Source organism: Paenibacillus sp. PvP094, assembly GCF_040546835.1.
GTDB classification, from domain to species: Bacteria; Bacillota; Bacilli; order Paenibacillales; family Paenibacillaceae; genus Paenibacillus; species Paenibacillus illinoisensis.
In genome coordinates, this window is record NZ_JBEPOM010000001.1 from 1,258,343 (window position 1) to 1,275,947 (window position 17,605).

At 47.7% G+C, this 17,605-nt stretch carries 12 protein-coding genes; 5 read left to right on the forward strand and 7 right to left on the reverse strand.

Annotation, left to right across the window (positions count from 1 at the left end; translation table 11 throughout):
* Nucleotides 1–131 precede the first annotated feature (131 nt).
* Nucleotides 132–206, forward strand: coding sequence for a putative holin-like toxin (locus tag ABIC22_RS05905; protein ID WP_354485870.1), 75 nt, complete (start codon nucleotides 132–134; stop codon nucleotides 204–206).
* Between the two features lie 221 nt (nucleotides 207–427).
* Here the strand turns inward: ABIC22_RS05905 and ABIC22_RS05910 are convergent, their stop codons facing one another.
* Nucleotides 428–997 (reverse strand): SF0329 family protein, encoded by a 570-nt coding sequence (locus ABIC22_RS05910; protein WP_127538361.1) that lies wholly within the window; start codon nucleotides 995–997, stop codon nucleotides 428–430.
* Nucleotides 998–1,194: 197 nt separating this feature from the next.
* Between ABIC22_RS05910 and ABIC22_RS05915 the strand changes: the two genes are divergently transcribed.
* Nucleotides 1,195–2,280: an ankyrin repeat domain-containing protein gene (locus ABIC22_RS05915; RefSeq protein ID WP_354479287.1), complete on the forward strand. Its 1,086-nt coding sequence runs from the start codon at nucleotides 1,195–1,197 to the stop codon at nucleotides 2,278–2,280.
* Between the two features lie 176 nt (nucleotides 2,281–2,456).
* On the opposite strand, the gene ABIC22_RS05920 is transcribed toward ABIC22_RS05915, so the two are convergent.
* Nucleotides 2,457–3,446 carry a tRNA dihydrouridine synthase gene (locus ABIC22_RS05920; RefSeq protein ID WP_354479290.1) on the reverse strand — a complete coding sequence of 330 codons (990 nt, stop codon included), beginning with the start codon at nucleotides 3,444–3,446 and terminating at the stop codon, nucleotides 2,457–2,459.
* Nucleotides 3,447–3,985: 539 nt separating this feature from the next.
* On the opposite strand from ABIC22_RS05920, the gene ABIC22_RS05925 reads away from it, so the two are divergent.
* Nucleotides 3,986–4,192, forward strand: a complete 207-nt coding sequence (locus ABIC22_RS05925; protein ID WP_127538359.1) for a DUF2536 family protein — start codon at nucleotides 3,986–3,988, stop codon at nucleotides 4,190–4,192.
* A 219-nt stretch (nucleotides 4,193–4,411) separates the two neighbouring features.
* Here the strand turns inward: ABIC22_RS05925 and ABIC22_RS05930 are convergent, their stop codons facing one another.
* From ABIC22_RS05930 to ABIC22_RS05940, 3 genes are all read right to left on the reverse strand, one after another.
* Nucleotides 4,412–6,085, reverse strand: coding sequence for a GTP-binding protein (locus tag ABIC22_RS05930; protein WP_354479293.1), 1,674 nt, complete (start codon nucleotides 6,083–6,085; stop codon nucleotides 4,412–4,414).
* A 1-nt stretch (nucleotide 6,086) separates the two neighbouring features.
* Nucleotides 6,087–6,986: a sulfate adenylyltransferase subunit CysD gene (gene cysD, locus ABIC22_RS05935; RefSeq protein ID WP_095288547.1), complete on the reverse strand. Its 900-nt coding sequence runs from the start codon at nucleotides 6,984–6,986 to the stop codon at nucleotides 6,087–6,089.
* A gap of 331 nt (nucleotides 6,987–7,317) precedes the next feature.
* A complete protein-coding gene (locus tag ABIC22_RS05940) occupies nucleotides 7,318–11,283 on the reverse strand; it encodes an endo-1,4-beta-xylanase (protein WP_354479298.1) in 3,966 nt (1,321 codons plus the stop codon).
* A 422-nt stretch (nucleotides 11,284–11,705) separates the two neighbouring features.
* Here ABIC22_RS05940 and ABIC22_RS05945 point away from each other — a divergent pair, with 422 nt between their 5' ends.
* Nucleotides 11,706–12,587, forward strand: a complete 882-nt coding sequence (locus ABIC22_RS05945; protein ID WP_354479300.1) for a GNAT family N-acetyltransferase — start codon at nucleotides 11,706–11,708, stop codon at nucleotides 12,585–12,587.
* Between the two features lie 184 nt (nucleotides 12,588–12,771).
* Nucleotides 12,772–14,637, forward strand: coding sequence for a leucine-rich repeat domain-containing protein (locus ABIC22_RS05950; protein WP_354479303.1), 1,866 nt, complete (start codon nucleotides 12,772–12,774; stop codon nucleotides 14,635–14,637).
* Nucleotides 14,638–14,745: 108 nt separating this feature from the next.
* On the opposite strand, the gene rlmD is transcribed toward ABIC22_RS05950, so the two are convergent.
* Nucleotides 14,746–16,485: a 23S rRNA (uracil(1939)-C(5))-methyltransferase RlmD gene (rlmD, locus tag ABIC22_RS05955; RefSeq protein ID WP_354479305.1), complete on the reverse strand. Its 1,740-nt coding sequence runs from the start codon at nucleotides 16,483–16,485 to the stop codon at nucleotides 14,746–14,748.
* Nucleotides 16,486–16,635: 150 nt separating this feature from the next.
* A complete protein-coding gene (locus ABIC22_RS05960) occupies nucleotides 16,636–17,517 on the reverse strand; it encodes a diacylglycerol kinase (protein WP_095288492.1) in 882 nt (293 codons plus the stop codon).
* Nucleotides 17,518–17,605: the final 88 nt, after the last annotated feature.

Below are 17,605 nucleotides of genomic sequence, written 5' to 3' on the forward strand. Positions count from 1 at the left end.
TATCCTTTGCTACCTGTTTACTTTGATTGCCTATCGAGAGAAATGAAGATTATGGTATAATCGGATAGCAATAGAAAGGCTGATATGGGCGGTCGGCTAATCTCCCGGAAGGGAGGTGATGCCTTGTGACAGTGTTTGAAGCAATTATGCTGATGCTTACCTTCGGTTCGCTGATTGTAGCGCTGCTGTCCAATAAACACAAGTAGACCGCCCCACCGTGCAAAGGTTGCGGTCTACTTGACGTTATATCCTCTTGTTAAGCCCACCGCCCTTAAAAGCGGTTATCGCTCCGAGAGTCGTGTTGACGCACGGCTCTCTTTGCATTATAAACTGTCCATGCCCTTATTATAACGTGACAATTGAGGAATTCAATTCAAGGCTTAGCAAGCGTAGAATAAAAACGATAAACATCTAACTCTCAACTAATTCACAACGTCCTACGCCGAAGTTCATAAAAATACTGCACGGCTGGGTGCTTTAACTTGATCTTCTCAGACATGTTCAAAATTCGCTTTTTGCCAACGCGTCTGTCTACCAAAGCCAGAATGTTCAGCAAGATATCCTGACTCTCCAGACTTTCCTCTATAGGTCTTGATAAAAACGTAGTCGCTGCAACCGTAAAATTAGATTTGCTTAATGATGACTGAGCTGACAAAAGCTCTTTGGCCAGAACAGAGATTTTTCTGCTTCTTGCAATGACGTGAAGACGTTCCTCCGGAATGGCTCCTTTGCTCTCTTTTCGAATCGCTTCAATCTCTTCGTTATCCACAGGAATTTCAGAATTCGGATCGTTCTTGATCTCCTGCTCCGTCTGGTACCAGCGGATTGGAGTTGTTGTGTCACTCATATTGAGTATGTTCTTCTTATCTACGGAAAGGTAACAGCTTCCTGATTTATCAAGTGCATAACGGTAGCTTGTTGCGCGGTATTCAACTCTTCCGACTAATGCCGGGCTAAGGAAGCTCTCCAGTTGTTGCTTCAATTTACTCCAGGACATAAATCCTCCTCTTCTCAAAAGCCTACTACCTTAATTATAACATAGCATACCGAATTGACATCTCGGGTTGATACAGGATGTGGAGCTAGACTTCAGACGGGAGAATTCCTATTTTTGGATTTTAATTCCCCTATGTGATAAAATGGCTGGAAATTATATATCTATTAAACTGTCATTGCCTATCATGGGATAGTACGTTGCTATTCATAAAGGAGAGGAAGACGTTAATGGCTAAGAAGAAAACAACATTACCCGCCCATATGGAGCAACTCATTAAAAATAATGATATCACTGCTGTAAAAGAGGTCTTTGAGCAATGCGAATGGGATGCCCGCGGGGGTTACAGCAAAGGTACAGCCCTCAGTTTCCGACAGATTTCGGATGAAGCCGTTCGATGGCTGGTAGAGCAAGGAGCTGATATGAACGCCCGGGACAAGTACCAGCGTACGCCATTGCACGCCCATGCTGCGCACTGGTCAGGAAATGTACCCTTGCTCCTCGAATTGGGTGCAGAGCTGGACGCGGTTGATTATACCAATGAAACACCGTTGCATTCAGCAGTCAATTCGTATAGAACTACAGTGGTGCAAGAGTTGGTAACCCGAGGTGCTGATATCAACGTAGAGAATAAACAGGGGAACACCCCGCTCGCTAAAGGATTAGTCAATTGCCGGAATAGTGATATTGTAAGTATGTCTGAAATCTCAGCCATTTTGCTGGATGCCGGAGCATCGGTCACCCCTGCTATGAAAGAGTCGGTAAAGCGAATTGGCAAGGATTTTGAATTCGTCCGGGAAGAGTTCAATCAAGACAGCGTTGACGAAGTGTCAGACGCGCTTCTCAAGCTTTATCGACTATTTGGTGTCGAGCCGGTAGCGAATCGGATCATGCATGATGGAACTGCCCCCATTCAGGTAAAGGCAACCACCTGGCCCGAGCAGCACCAAGAGCTGTGGGAATATCTCATTCCTCCCAAGGGTCATGCTCAAACGGTACAGGGAGAGGTCATCCGCATCACCGGGCGCGTGTCTCATGAAGTATTGGATAATGGCGGGGGAAATTGGGATGGCCAATACCTCAAGATGCTGGATGCGCTGCTTCGATACCTGGGCACCGGTACGCCATTAGCTCCAGCACTTCTGCAAGAGGCAACCAACTTGGTCGGCAGGCTTCGCAATGGATCGGATTATGATGCGCCTGCTAGATTATGCGAATTGGCAGTGTTATGGGTGCTTAACAATCCTCAACCGGTAACGATGGCACAACCGGAATATTCTCGTTAATTCACCTAGTTTAGACGGCTTTGAAGTTCCTGAGTCCCATTCGTGGACAGATTGGGCAATGAATGTGTTACGACTAAAATAGAAGTACAGCAGCTAAAAAAAGAAGCGGGATATTTCCCGCTTCTTTTCTTGGTAACCCGCCAATAAATCTCAACTATTTGTCGGAACTTGGCAACTTAATTTCCTTGTTCCTCTGCCTCATCATGATTCTTGCTACCGAACTCATCAAGCAGCGTACGCACTTCCTTTGTGGATTTGGCGTTCATTAAGCTGTTTCTGAGTTCACTTGCGCCGCGGAATCCACGAACATAGATTTTGAAGAAGCGCGCAAGCGGGCTGAACGAACGCGGCTCCTGTGCGGAATAATGATCATAGAGATCCAGATGAAGCCGCAGCAGACCAAGCAATTCTTCGCTGGTGTGTTCCTTCGGCTCTTTCTCAAAAGCAAACGGGTTCTGGAAGATACCACGCCCGATCATAATGCCATCCACGCCATATTGCTCAGCGAGCTTCAAGCCGGTCTGACGATCAGGAATATCTCCATTAATGGTCAGCAGTGTATTGGGTGCTACCTCATCACGAAGCTTTTTAATCTCCGGAATCAGTTCCCAGTGAGCGTCTACCTTGCTCATTTCTTCTCTTGTGCGCAGATGAATCGAGAGATTCACGATGTCTTGTTTCAAAATATGGGTCAACCAGTCGCGCCATTCGTCCACTTCAGTGAAACCAAGTCTTGTTTTTACACTTACAGGCAGTCCCCCGGCTTTTGCAGCTTGGATAATTTCCGCAGCCGTTTCGGGACGACAGATCAGTCCGCTCCCCTTCCCGTTCTCCGCCACATTGGCTACAGGACAACCCATGTTAATGTCGATGCCTTTAAAGCCTTCTTTCGCCATACCAATACTCATTTCACGGAAGAATTCCGGCTTATCTCCCCAGATATGAGCTACCATGGGCTGTTCATCCTCTGTAAATGTCAAACGCCCACGTACACTTTTGTTCCCCTCCGGGTGACAGTAACTCTCAGTATTCGCAAACTCCGTAAAAAATACATCCGGTCTGGCCGCTGCACTCACAACATGGCGAAACACAACATCTGTTACATCTTCCATCGGTGCCAATATAAAAAATGGTCGTGGCAATTCACGCCAAAAATTGTCTTTCATCTTAAAAACTCCTCTATATATACCGGGACCAACATGGCCCCGAGAATAGTAAATATCTGTTCATTCCCTAGTTCATCCATTTAGTACGAATGTTACTGCATCTTCTTCAATTACACCATCTTCACTTATACCATGTTACCGCAGCGTAGTTCAAACAGCATTATATGTTAATGCTACGTCCAAACGAATACATTTTAACCTGAACAGAAGTCTGATTTCTATGGATTCGCATAAAAAAGAGGGGCGATGCCCCTCTTGGCTATTTACCCAATGGAACTTGGATCGGTTACCCTTCCTCCATTTGTCCTTTTTTTAATTTTATCACGTCTTAAGCTGATTTTCAGCACGAGTTTATTCGTCATGTCTCAAAGCCTAACTCAACTCCCGCTTTGCCTCCCCCATATATAAATCAAGCCGTCTCCATCGTTCTAATGATTCTCGCTGTCAGCTCTTGCCGAACCGAACAAGCTCCTCTACAATTAAAGCTCGGCAGGCTTTTGTACCTGCAAATCGTGACATGAAGGTGGCCTGGATCAAACATGGAAATTTCACTGGATATGATTAAAGACAAAGTTGAATGCTTGCAGGCTTATGACTTCAAAGAACTGGAGCGGGCGATTGAGGACCGAATCGGAATCAACAAAGCGCTAATGCTGCGAGTGAAGCAGGTTCAGCATCAAGTGACATACCACCCCATTCACAACAAGATGTTATATAGTGCCGTTGTGCATTTTGCCGTTGATTGATGGGACATAGGTAAATGGATGGAAATAGCAAAAAACCGGATTGATCTATGCTCAATCCGGTTTTTTGCTTTGTTTCGTGATCATACTTTTTTCAAACTTATGCTTTATAATTTTTTTACACCGACTCTTACATAAGAATTCCAAAGATTTCTAACTGCTCATTAATCTTAAACAAACAAGCGGCTGCCTGATCGGCAACCGCTGTATCTGACATGCTTATTAAATGTCGTAGTTATTCGAAGGACTGTGATCGATAATGGATTGCACGACTCGTTTAACCACGGATTTCGCGGCATCCTGGGTGGAAATTCCACCGATCTCATCCGCGTTAACTTCAATGAATCCTTTGCCCCCAATGATCTCTCGGGCTGTCTCAAGTTCGCCCGCACTGATAGACTCATGGGATACCAGTGAGATCAGACCGGCGTCGTTCAACACCTTTGCCATCTCCGCCGTACCGCGGAGCGTTTCTCCACTGACGCTCTCAAGCAGCATGGTATGGTAACCGGATGACACTAGTCGCTTCTCCACTTCCTTGGCGAGAGCTACCGTATCCGAGCCAGCAAACCAGACCGTGAGCGGAGATTGTCCTTTCTGCTGGGCGCGAACCTCTCTCGTGATCCCCGTATCCAGCGTGGCAAATCGGCTGTCTCCCTTCAGCGCTTGATCGATGACTCCGCAAGCGGACGTCATGTTGGTGACACGATCAATGAGGATAAAACCTCCGATGCTCTTATTGTGCTCAAAGGAATCGAAGACGATCTGATCCGACAGCGTGAATTCACACTTGGCCAATTCGTTCTTAACAATCTGATCCGCCGGAACGGTTTGGCCCGTGTTAATGTCAATTTTATGGGTAATTGCCGTTACAGTGCCTGGAAGAGTCTTCGTTCCGACCTTAACCCAATAATGCTTGCCCGGAGTCAGGACGGAATCGTCCATCCACAGGATCGTAGAAGCGAAGCTGTCAGCTTCTTGGACTTGATTATCCATCGTGAGCACGCAGCCACGCGAGACATCAACTTCGCGGTCGAGTTGTATCGTAACCGGTTGGCCAGCATAAGCCGAATCCTGAGCTTGGTCCGTCACCAAAATCCGCTTAACCTTTGCTTTCTCCCGACTTGGCAGCGTCATGAGTTCGTCTCCGACTGAAACCTTTCCAGCCTCAATCTGGCCCTGGAACCCACGGAACGTATGGTCCGGTCTGCTTACACGCTGAACCGGCATCATGAAAGGCTTTGTATCATCGGTAGTATGAACATCTATATTTTCCAAATACGGCAACAAAGCTAACCCTTCGTACCAGGGGCTATTTGGCGACTGAGTTGTGATGTTGTCCCCTTCCGTAGCGGACACGGGAATGACCTGGATACTCTTGATTTGGAATTCAGCCGTCGTTTGGATGAACTCTTCCTTGATTGCCTCGAATATCCCCTGATCGAAGCCAACCAGATCCATCTTGTTCACAGCCAATACGAGGTGCTTGATCCCCATCAGGGCGCAGATCCGGGCATGGCGTTTGGTCTGGGTAATGATACCTTTGGTAGCGTCCACCAGAATGATGGCTAGATCGGCAAAAGAAGCACCTACAGCCATGTTGCGCGTATACTCTTCGTGTCCCGGTGTGTCTGCCACGATGAAGGAACGATGAGACGTCGTAAAATAACGATATGCCACATCGATGGTAATTCCTTGTTCGCGTTCGGCCAGCAAACCATCGAGGAGCAGCGAGTAGTCGATCTTGCCGCCTCGGCTTCCCAATCGACTATCGAGCTCAAGCGCGCGCTCTTGATCGGCGAACAGCAGCTTGGCGTCATAGAGCATATGTCCGATCAGCGTGGACTTGCCGTCATCCACACTTCCGCAGGTAATGAATTTAAGTAGACTCTTCATGTTAGAAATAGCCCTCCCGTTTGCGTCGTTCCATGCTTCCCGCTGCTTCTTGATCGATAACCCGACTGGTCCGTTCGGAGGATAACGCACCCAATGTCTCCTCAATGATCTCGTCCAGCGTAACAGCATCGGACTCGACTCCGCCCGTGAGCGGGTAACAACCCAACGTGCGGAAGCGAATCTTCTTCATCTCTATCTTCTCGCCAGGCTCAAGCTTCATCCGCTCGTCATCCACCATGATGATATGCCCGTCACGATTAACGATCGGTCTTACGTCCGCGGAGTACAGCGGAACGATATCGATGTTCTCCCGACGAATGTATTGCCAGATATCCTTCTCAGTCCAGTTGGACAGCGGAAAGACTCGAATGCTCTCTCCCTTGTTGATTCGCGTGTTGAACAGCTTCCACATCTCCGGACGCTGGTTCTTCGGGTCCCACGAGTGGTTCTTGTTCCGGAACGAGAAAATCCGCTCCTTCGCACGCGACTTCTCCTCATCACGTCTTCCCCCACCGAACGCAACCGTGAATCCGTATTTATCCAATCCCTGCTTCAGGGCTGTGGTTTTCATAATGTCGGTATATGCGGAACCATGGTCGAAAGGGTTGATTCCTTGTTGAATAGCTTCTTCATTAGAGTGCACGATCATCTCGATACCAAATTCCTTCGCCTTTCGGTCGCGGAACTCTATCATTTCCTTAAATTTCCAGGTTGTATCGATATGCATGAATGGGAACGGCGGCTTCTCGGGGTAAAAAGCCTTTAGGGCCAAGTGCAGCATGACCGAGCTGTCCTTGCCGATGGAATACAACATGACCGGTTTCTCGCACTCCGCTGCTACTTCTCTGATAATGTATATCGCTTCAGCCTCAAGTTGATCCAGATGTGTTAGTTCTTGCATGGCAAGGCGGCCTCCTTTTAATCCTCACTAAAACCATCGTATTTATAAACTTATCCTATCAGATTCCATCTTTATTGCAAAGTGGAAAAAAGTAAAATTTATGATGTCTATGTGTTGGATCGACAATATTCAGCATAGAGTAGCGGCTCCCTCCTATCATAAAATCGCCTAAACGAATGATTTTTGCTGAGCTGCAAATGGAATCGGTTGGTTAACGATCAATATTCAATCATGATTGAGGACCATGGAATTTGAAAAGGCTGCCGCCTGTAAGGTACAGACAGCAGCCTCAATGAATTGCCTAGTTTTTTCAAAATGTCTTAAAGATCACTTACATGTTCCAGATGCGGGACAGAATCACCGCTGCTTCAGCGCGGGTCAATGATTCAGTTGGTGCGATTTTGCCACCTTTTCCGTTGACGATTCCGCTTCCTACGAGGGAAGTTACACTATCCACCGCATAATTAGAAATACTTTCGGCATCGGAATACGAAGCCAGATTTCCGCTGCCGACAGATGGCTTACCTGCTGCTTTCAGGGCTTTCGCTGTAAGAACCATCATGTCTTGACGGGAAATGCTGCTGCTTGGTTTGAACGTGTTGTCTTCAAATCCAGAGGCGATCCCCAGCTCCTTGGCAATGGCCACGGCCTGTGCATAGTAAGCAGTAGGCTGTACATCGCTGAAGGCTGCCGTGTTCGTGTCCTTGCCCTTCAATTCAAGGACTCTCACCAGCAAGGTGATAAAGTCAGCTCTCGTGATGGAAGCTGAAGGAGCGAAGCTCTCATCCGAAATGCCTTTAATAATATCGCGTGCAGCCATTGCTTCAACGGCTTCTTTTGCCCACAGGACATGCTGTACATCGGCAAAAGACTTGGTTACGTAGGCTACGGCATACGTGCTAAATTCCGTTGTTTTGAACACAACCGATCCGGATTTAGCATCGTATCGTCCGTTCGGTACGACTGCTGCCTTTCCTTGACTGTCAATATTCAGGATCACCAATTGATGTGCATTGGCAAGTTCTTGGCCAGCAGGTGTGTATGGAACAGATACCGTTACAGGCGCCGCTGGATTATTCCAGGCCAGCACACGGTCCCCAGCTTTGATACTAAGGTCGATCACCGGACGGCTGCCCACTTTGGCGCGGACTTCTGCGTTCAAGCGATCTGCCGAGACTTTGCTAATCTGAATAGAGACTTGGTCCGCTTGTTCCGTCATGTTAGACAGCATGTTGGATGGAATTTGAAGTGCTGCATAGTCTGTCTTAAGTACAAACTCAACATTATTATTGCTCTGCAGATTTGAAGTTGGCAGCTGCACCACATAGGATTGGGCATTTGCCTGCTTCGGCACTTCGATGGTAACCTGTTTCTTGCCATTTGCACCTGTAGAAGCCTGTTCAATCGCTTTATTCAGGCTGTCGCTTGAAATGGTTGCTGTGGCTGTTCCATTTTCGACTTTCACTACTGGCACAATTGCCGAGTCGCTGCCTGGAAGCTGTGGTTGCGGCTGCGGAGTAGTACCGGAGTTCGATCCGCCACTGCTGCCACCATTATTCCCGCCACTGTTGTTGCCGCCACCGTCGTTTCCTCCTGGAGAAGGTTTGCCCGTGAGCGTCAACTCACCGAATACGGATGTATCCTGGTAACCTTGACCGGATGCATCATTCCATGCGTTTACGCTGATTCTGTTGCCGTCTTTGGCATCGTTAATCTGCGCATCGAAGCCGATCTTAGCATTATTCGCAGGCTTCACCTTTTTGAATGGAATTTTCATCTCGACCGTGTAGTTGGTACCGGAAACAGCGACTTTGGATTCAAAACCTGCTGCGATTTCTGCAGGATTAAAGGTAGCAAGGTTCTCGAAGTTCACTCGGTATTGTCCATCATCATCCTGGAAGCTGGACGTTTTGCCGTTATTTTCATCGACGAATACCTCGACCGAATCCTGCTCCCATACATTTGGATTGGTCTTGTTCAGTTGATCGTCTCTGACTTGAGCGAGCACATAGAGATTGTCGTCATCCCACAGTACTCTTGCCGTTCCTGTTGCACCGGACCACGCCATTTGCTTCGTGTCCAGTTTCAATTCAGGAGCTTTGCTCCATATGCTATCTACAGAACCATCAATGGATGGTGTCCCATAGAGGGCAGTTGATTTCTTGTAATCAAGCTCTTCTGGTGGATGTTCTGCCAGATACTTCTCCGGATCAACGACCCCGTAGAAGGCCTCTTTGGCTTGAAAATTCTTGTCAAACAAGGTTGGATTCTGCTCGGCTCTCCAGCTCGTGCTGTCATTCAATCCCCAGAAGGTCACACGCGGAATATGCTCGCTGTTCTTCTTATAGAGATCCATCAATTGGGCATACAGATAGGCCTGCTGCTTCGCTTCTTTTTCAGTGATTGCAGAGTTGGTGCCTGCCATAATGTCCAATTCGGTAACACTAACTTCTACACCCAAGGAAATGAAACGTTCGAGTGACATCTTCACATTGTCCAATCTCGTGCCCAGATTGTAGTGGGCTTGCATGCCGATGCCATCAATCAGTTTCTCGCCAGGGTGATCTTTGGCGTAATTCTCATTGATCTCTTTCACCATGCTGTAGATCGCTGTAGATTTATTTTGGTTGTCATCGTTGTAGTCATTGTAGTAAAGCTTGATATCCCAGCCATTCTCGTCAATGACTTCTTTGGCTGCGAGGTATGCCTCCTCAAGAAAGTCAGGGCCGATGGCTTGTAACCAGCCAGAATTACGCAATGCATTTTTCCACTCTTGCGGATTAGCCGGGTTATCGTTCATGGCTTCGTTGACAACGTCCCAGGAAATAACCTGGTCACCAAAGTGTTCAACGACCGTTTTAACATGTGTTCTCAGGTTCTTCAGAGCTTCTTCACGGCTCAAAGGTTCGCCGTTTGCTGCCGTATGCAGCCATGTAGGAGACTGGGCATGCCATACAAGCACGTGACCGTGCAGATCAAGGCCTGCATCCTGTACTCTTTGGACAAGGGCATCTTCTGCTGTGAAATCAAATTGTCTGTCCGCGTTGTATGCATAATCCGGCTTCATATCATTCTCAAACGTGACGACATTATGATGCTTCGTCAGCAGCTTGAGCCGGGTCTCGTCAAAGGTCGCCGGATTAACAATGTTACCGATCAAGAAATGATCCTTGTAAACCTCCTTCAGATCAGGAAGGTCCTCTTGAATCGGAGGTGCAGCAGTTACAGGACCCACATATTTTAGAGCAAAATCATCCAGGAAGAAGGTACGGTTCCCACCATCGTCATTTGCCGTTTCAATATACGCATTGAGTACGCTTGGAGTGGTCGTGAGTGTATACTTCCCTGTTAGATGTACCCAATCTTGATCTGTAACCGTTGCATTTTGCGAAACGTTCGCATAGCCACTCTCCGCGTATTGAACACTAATACGAAGTGTTGTAGGCGCCTCGCCTGGTGCCATTTTCACCCATGCAGACAGCTCATATTCGTGATTCTTCGCCATTTTGCCTGTAGCATCAACCAAGGCTGCATCATATTGCGTCGTAGTCGTTACACGCAAGCTTTGCTTGCCATCAGGTGTATGATTCGCTTCTTGAGAGAGGACTACCGTTTCACGGCCGTTGCGTGCTTTGAATCCATCCAGACCACTCTCAAAGTCTGCAGTGATTCCTGTTTTATCCACAATCTCTGGTGCGGTTTCACCAGGGGTTTCTTCCTGGGTAATCGTGATATCTCCAATATAGAAAGAGACACCCTTACCTGCTTCATCAGACTTAATTCGCAGAGCTGTCTTGTCCACACTGTTAACGGAGAGATCAGCGGTTAGCGTAATGCCTTGCCCTGCTTTAAAATCGGAAGAGCTAATTGTCGAGTATCCTTCTGAGCCAGATACGCCCTTATTGGTTACAACCTCCAGGACAGCCTTCCCGGCTACAGGTGGATTAACATCCGTATCGACATAAACGGAAGCGGTTACAGAATACTCTTGGCCATTGGTCAAATCAAGATCGGTGAATGCAAGATCCACGCCATCCCAGTTATTGGATCGCTTACTGACTTTTAGCGCTGCTCCATCATCATTGCCCTCAAACGGCTTGCCTGTGACAGCTTCCAGCTGTGCACCGCCGGATTGAGTTGCCTTGCCTTGACCATTCTGGAATGTTTCCTGATAGACAATCTGTGAATTAGATGCTGCTGGATCTGCTGCACTTACTGCCTGAGCCGTCAAGCCGCCCGGAAGAAGCAGAGCCACTGCGAGTAACCCGGAAACGACCTGCTTAAATGATTTCCTCATTCGAAGGCTTCCCCCCATACCAAATTTTTTATAAACCATGTAAAGCGCTTACATAATTTACTGTAACCAGCCTCCTTTCTCACCAGATAATACCACTTCATGGAAGAGAATTCTTACTCCAAATTAAAGGTGAATCCTAGATTATTTCAGGACTATATCAAGTCTGATAAGGGTATGGACATACTTTTCGTCCTAAGAACAGGCAGTGGTAGATAGACTCGATATGCTTTATAAGCTGAAACGGTGATTCATTACTCGTCACGAAATTGTTATGTTCAATATCATGATCAATCTCTATCAAATACATAAAATCCACAGTCAAGTGTTTCCGTGAATTCGATGCTTGATATATCAGTTTAAGTACTAGATAATACCATTAATATACAGACAGTCACTTTTGAGAATTAAGGGGGGATCATAAAATGCAGGAATATATATTTAAGAAGGATTATAAAAACAATGAAGTCCTTCGAAAGAGTTTCTTCGAACTTGCTACTAACACTTTTGATTTAAAATTTGAAAATTGGTACCAACAAGGGTTCTGGGGAGAAGGATACATACCTTTTTCATTTGTAGATGGAGACCAGGTTATTGCCAACGCTTCTGTTAACATCCTTGAACTCATCATTCACGGGGAGAAGAAAAAAGCAATTCAAATCGGCACGGTGATGACACATCCCGATTATCGAGGGAAAGGACTATCCACTCGTTTAATGAACAAGATTTTAGAGGAATACGACAACAAGTACGATTTCATGTACCTTTTCGCCAATGAATCAGTGCTTGATTTTTACCCCAGGTTTGGGTTTAAACCGGTGGAAGAACATCTTTTTTCAATGGATTATAGGGCGGAAAAATTACCCGAGCCTGCGAACCTGCGAAAACTCGATGTTATTAACGCGGAGGATTTACGCCTTATTCTTAAATTTGCATCCGAAAGGCTACCTGTTTCGCAACATTTCGGAACCGCCCAGACTCAAGGCATACTCATGTATTACTGCCTGAATGTGTTCAGTAACAATATATATTACTTGGAAAATAAAAATGTCATCGTGATTTATCAGAAGGAAGACAATAATATTGACCTCTTCGATGTTATTGGTTTAAACGAAGTCCATATGATCGATATTTTACATCAGATAGCAGATGAGGATACGGAGACAATAACCTTCCATTTCACACCAGATGCAACAGATCATCTCGTTTTAAAAAGTACCCTCACCAATGATGGCTTATTTGTAAGAACCCCTGGTGATCTTCTCTACCCTGTGCAAGTTAAACATCCGATTACTTCGATCGCTTGATGACTTATGTAATCATGCTCACAACCAGCCGCACTTTAAAAAGATCTAAGAGGAGCAGGGTTTCCCTGCTCCTTCGCTATGCGAAACTTCTTTCTCTCATCAAACGTAAATTCACAAGGTATAATGCGATTAGCTGCCCGTTCAGCATGATCTTATGACCATCATAATGAAGGAGGGGACATTCGTGGCTTTCATCCCGTTAAACTGTCCCAATTGCAACGGACGAATTGAATACAAAGAGGGTGAGATATTAAAGTGTCCCTATTGTGAAACAGAGCTTTTATTGAAGCAAAATCATGTCTATTACGTGGACCAGACCATTAATCATTACCACGGAACGCCCCCAAAAACAGCACCGAAGCTGAACGTCTCTGTAAGGCTGCTGCTGATATTGATGCTGCTCCTGACCGGGGCCATCGGCACTTATTTTTATTACAGCGTCAGCTCCACTCATCCCCAAGCAGAAGCCAATCTGCCTGTGCGAAAGATGCCTGAAAGCGAGGTTTTGCTCTCCTTTTTGCGGGATATCTTCGATAAAGGGGCTGCCCTGCCGACAGAGGAGGAATTGGCTCGCCTTCGCTATTTAACCGTAGAGCATTCGGAGAATGATCAGTGGAAGTTTACATATAGCCTCTCCGATCCCTTCAGCGATGAAAAGGCCGAGAAGATTACTTATGTTACTCAGGACAAGAAACTGAATAGCCAGCAGATTGATCAGCGAGATTTTGAAGCTTTTAAGGGACTGACGGCGTTGGACCTGACGAATACCTATGAAATCTCCCAGTCGAACCAAACCACGTTTGCTCATATGTCCGGATTAAAAAGCTACGGAGGCGCTTTTAACGAATCCTTCAGCACGTTTTCTGACTTCTTTGGTGACAAGTCCAAAGTTACGCACCTCTCTACCCAGTTACGAAGCAATCAGGAATTGGCCCTGCTGTTGGAATTCCCTAATCTGAACTCGTTATCCATTACCTATGTGGATGAATCGGTAACGGATTTTTCTTTATTGAACAAACTGCCGCTCAAGTCCCTGTCGCTCACCTATACCAATGATCTGGGATGGTTGTCGTCTATGACCGGGCTGACTTCCCTGTCCATCAATTACAGTGAAGCCACAGACCTGCAGCCGCTGTACGCCTTAACTCAGCTTCAGGAGCTTCAGTTGTCCTTTTTAACGAATGTAAAGTCCATCGACTTTGTGCAAAATATGCCTGCTTTACAATCACTGGATATTGAAAATGTAAATTTCTCCAGTCTGGAGCCCCTGGCTGGCAAGGCCTCCATCACGAAACTACGCCTGGCTTCTCTAAGTCAACTTAGTTCAGTAAAGGCCATCAACAGCCTATCCTCTTTGCGGGAATTAACGTTGTCCGGCTACTACGAGAATGCAGAAGCGCTGACACTGCCTAAAGTAGAGCGAGTAGAAATTCCGAGCTCCATTCTCCCCGGGCTGAAAGCGCCCGCCGCAACCAGCCTGACGCTCCGTGGCGGAAGCGGAGAGTTGAATTTGGCGGCGCTGGGGAAATTTCCGAAACTTAAGCAACTCTCCCTCTCGGAGGTCAGTGAAGTAACCGGTATTGGCGCCCTGGACGGCTTGTCCAGCCTTGAGGCCCTAAGCATTTATGACTCATCACTATATAAGGAGAGCGATGCTTTATTTCGTTTGAAGCAGGTCAAATCTCTGATGTGCTCCGAGTGCAGGCTGAACTTTGAACAAACGGCCGCCGCGGAGAACAACGTGCTTGAACATTTAACCTTAGAGCAGCCGTATTTCAGCATAAATAACACCTCTGTTAATGAAGTTGACCGCATGATGCCTTACTTTGCCAAACTGTACGCTCTGCGTTCCTTCTCTCTGCAAGACAGCAATTTGGCTTCTCTCGAATTTATGAGTAACTGGCAGGCCATAGAAGAGCTTCATCTCGAGAACAATGCCATTTCCAATATCGAGACCCTAAGCCAGCTGCCTAATCTGCAAAAGGTATATCTATCCGGTAATTCCGTACAAAACAAATCCGTGCTTGGTACGGGTGTGCACGTATATTAATTACCGCCTCACTCCAGAATTACTCACACATTAATGGATGGTATTAAAACAAAGACAAGAAGGGGTTCGAGAATCATATATGAATTCTCGAACCCCTTCTGTTTATGTTTAGCCTCTAACCAACATCGCCACCGACTCCACATGCACGGTATGCGGGAACATGTCCACTGGCGTTACCTCAACCGTCCGATAACCGCCATCCTCCAGCACACGCAGATCACGTGCCAGCGTACTCGGATTACAGCTCACGTACACCACACGCTCCGGCTTCATTTCCAGAATTGTATCCAGCAAACGTGGATCGCAGCCTTTACGCGGTGGATCGACGACGATGACATCAGCTTCGATGCCTTGCTCTTTCCAACGCGGGATGACATCTTCCGATGCCCCGACTTCGAACTTCACGTTCTTCATCTCGTTCAGCATCGCATTGCTGCGAGCGTCTTCGATGGCTTCGGGCACGATCTCTACTCCATACACCTGATCCGCATGCTGCGCGAGGAAGAGAGAGATCGTACCGATGCCGCAGTAGGCATCAATGACCGTCTCTTTGCCGCTCAGCCCAGCGTACTCCACCGTCTTCCCGTACAGCACTTCCGTCTGCACCGGATTCACCTGATAGAATGAACGCGGAGATATGGCAAACTGCACATCCCCGATATAATCGTAGATCACATCACGGCCCCACAGGACGCGGGTTTCGTCGCCGAAGATGACGTTGGTCTGTTTCTTGTTCACGTTCTGACAGATGCTCGCCACATGCGGAATCGCTTCACGAATACTGCCGATCCATTCATCCTTATGCGGGATATCCCGGCCATTGGTGACCAGAACAAGCATCATTTCACCTGTGCGGAATGCCTTCTTAACGACCACATGACGCAGCAGGCCGCGGCCTGTCTCTTCGTTATACGCACTAATCCCGAGATGACTCCCGATCTCCTTCACCTTGGCTACCACTTCGTCGTTATGCTCATGTTGGATAAGGCAAGTCTCCATATCAATGATCCGGTGGCTTCCTTTGGCATAAAATCCACCCACCAAGCCACCTTCGTTCACTCCAATAGGCACCTGTGCCTTGTTGCGGTAACGCCACGGCTCGTCCATACCCATGGTAGGCAGCACACGAATACCATGCGCAGCAGCTTCTTCGTTCATGACACCTTCCAGCCGAAGACGAATACGATTGCTGCCGTTCTCTTGTTCTTCAGAAATAGCCGGTTCAGCTACCTGATCCACGCTATTATCAGAATGTTTCTTCTGGTTCGCTTCATCACCCTGAGCGCCTGCATCCTCCACCATCACGTTCAGCTTCCCGATCCGCTGCAAATTATCCACCACCAGCTGGCGCTTCCACGCAAGCTGTCCGGCATAGCTCATATGCTGGATCTGGCAGCCACCGCACTGATCGTAGATCGGGCAGGGCGCGGATACACGATCCGGACTCGCCTTCACGATCTCCAGCAGCTTGGCGTAGCCGTACTGCTTCTTGGTCTTCATCACGCGTACGCGGACGGTTTCACCCGGGAGCGCACCTTGTACGAAGAGCGTGTATCCATTCGCACGGCCTACACCCTCGCCGTCATGATTCATGCCAATGATGTCGATGACGGTCTCTTCGTTTTTGCTGACTGGAAGTCCTCCGATTGGCGCGGATTCACGTCCACGTCCCTTCGGACGAACGGCAGAAAGAGATGCGCCTTGTGGCCGCACCTCTTTCCCTTGCTGACGTGATGATGGACGAGATGATTTACCTGGCTGACGGGATGCCATCGCATTCCCTTGCCCCTGAGAGGCAGCCGAATTCCGGCGGTTTTTTCCACGACCGCTGCGGTTCGTATTAGACAACGTACATTCACTTCTTTCTTCTTATATATCACCCCAGGTATGGGGAGTTCATTCCACTTCATCTTTTCAATTTCACCCTGAGATTATACGTGATCCCCACGCAGACGGCAACTGGAAAAACGCACTCCCACCGCGCCACCACCTATTCTCTTAACGATACAGCAGTAGGTGATGCTGCAGGTTCTGGAACGTCGCAGGCAATGTGCCGCCAAGCTCCCCATCCAGGTTCAGCTGTACGTATCCTGGCGATGTCACTTCCATATAATCCGTCTGGAAATGAAGTACCTTCTTATCGTTCAGATGTTCCCCGCGCAGCGCGAGTGTAACGAGGCGGATCATGTCGGCCAGATTACATTTTCGCACACCGATGACATCGAACATTCCGTCGTCTATCGTCGCGCCTGGTGCAAGCTTCTCGAAGCCCCCGACGGAATTTGTATTGGCGATCAGGAACAGCATGAATTCGTCATGAATCTCCTCCTGGCCTGCCGCGCGGATAATCAGCTCCTGCGGAGACAGGCTGGCCATCTTCTCGATGCCCTTCATATAATAGGCGAGCTGTCCAATCATCGTTTTCAGACGGCTTGGCACCTCATATGTCAATTCGGTCAACGAGCCGCCGCCTGCGATATTAATGAAGTATTTATCATTCGCCTTACCCAGATCGAGCGGACGGGTCTGCTGATTAATGACCAGATCCACATAATCTTCCCACTGTCTCGGGATCCCGAGCGCACGCGCAAAATCATTCGTTGTTCCCAAAGGGAATACACCCAGCGGCGGACGATTCTCCCGCTCGGCCATGCCGTTGATGACTTCGTACAGCGTACCGTCGCCACCTGCGGCAATAATCATGTCATAACCACGCTCGATTGCGAGCTCCGCTTCACGGGTTGCATCTCCCTCGCCCGTTGTTGCGTGTACTGAAGCTTCGATGCCACCTTGATCCAAACGCTGCAGCACATCAGCCAGACGTTTCTTCATTTCTTCCCGGCCTGAGGTCGGATTATATATTAAGCGAGCCTTTTTCATCTCATACGCCACCTATTCCACATTATCCATGAGTCTGAACGACCTCATTCTCTTTCACTTGCGAGCGTCCACAACCGGGGAACCTTTT

Coding starts and splice junctions, on each gene's coding strand:
- ABIC22_RS05910 (WP_127538361.1), bottom strand. CDS start 997: ATGTCCTGGAGTAAATTGAAGCAACAACTGGAGAGCTTCCTTAGCCCG.
- ABIC22_RS05920 (WP_354479290.1), bottom strand. CDS start 3,446: ATGAAAGACAATTTTTGGCGTGAATTGCCACGACCATTTTTTATATTG.
- ABIC22_RS05925 (WP_127538359.1), top strand. CDS start 3,986: ATGGAAATTTCACTGGATATGATTAAAGACAAAGTTGAATGCTTGCAG.
- ABIC22_RS05930 (WP_354479293.1), bottom strand. CDS start 6,085: ATGAAGAGTCTACTTAAATTCATTACCTGCGGAAGTGTGGATGACGGC.
- cysD (WP_095288547.1), bottom strand. CDS start 6,986: ATGCAAGAACTAACACATCTGGATCAACTTGAGGCTGAAGCGATATAC.
- ABIC22_RS05940 (WP_354479298.1), bottom strand. CDS start 11,283: ATGAGGAAATCATTTAAGCAGGTCGTTTCCGGGTTACTCGCAGTGGCT.
- ABIC22_RS05945 (WP_354479300.1), top strand. CDS start 11,706: ATGCAGGAATATATATTTAAGAAGGATTATAAAAACAATGAAGTCCTT.
- ABIC22_RS05960 (WP_095288492.1), bottom strand. CDS start 17,517: ATGAAAAAGGCTCGCTTAATATATAATCCGACCTCAGGCCGGGAAGAA.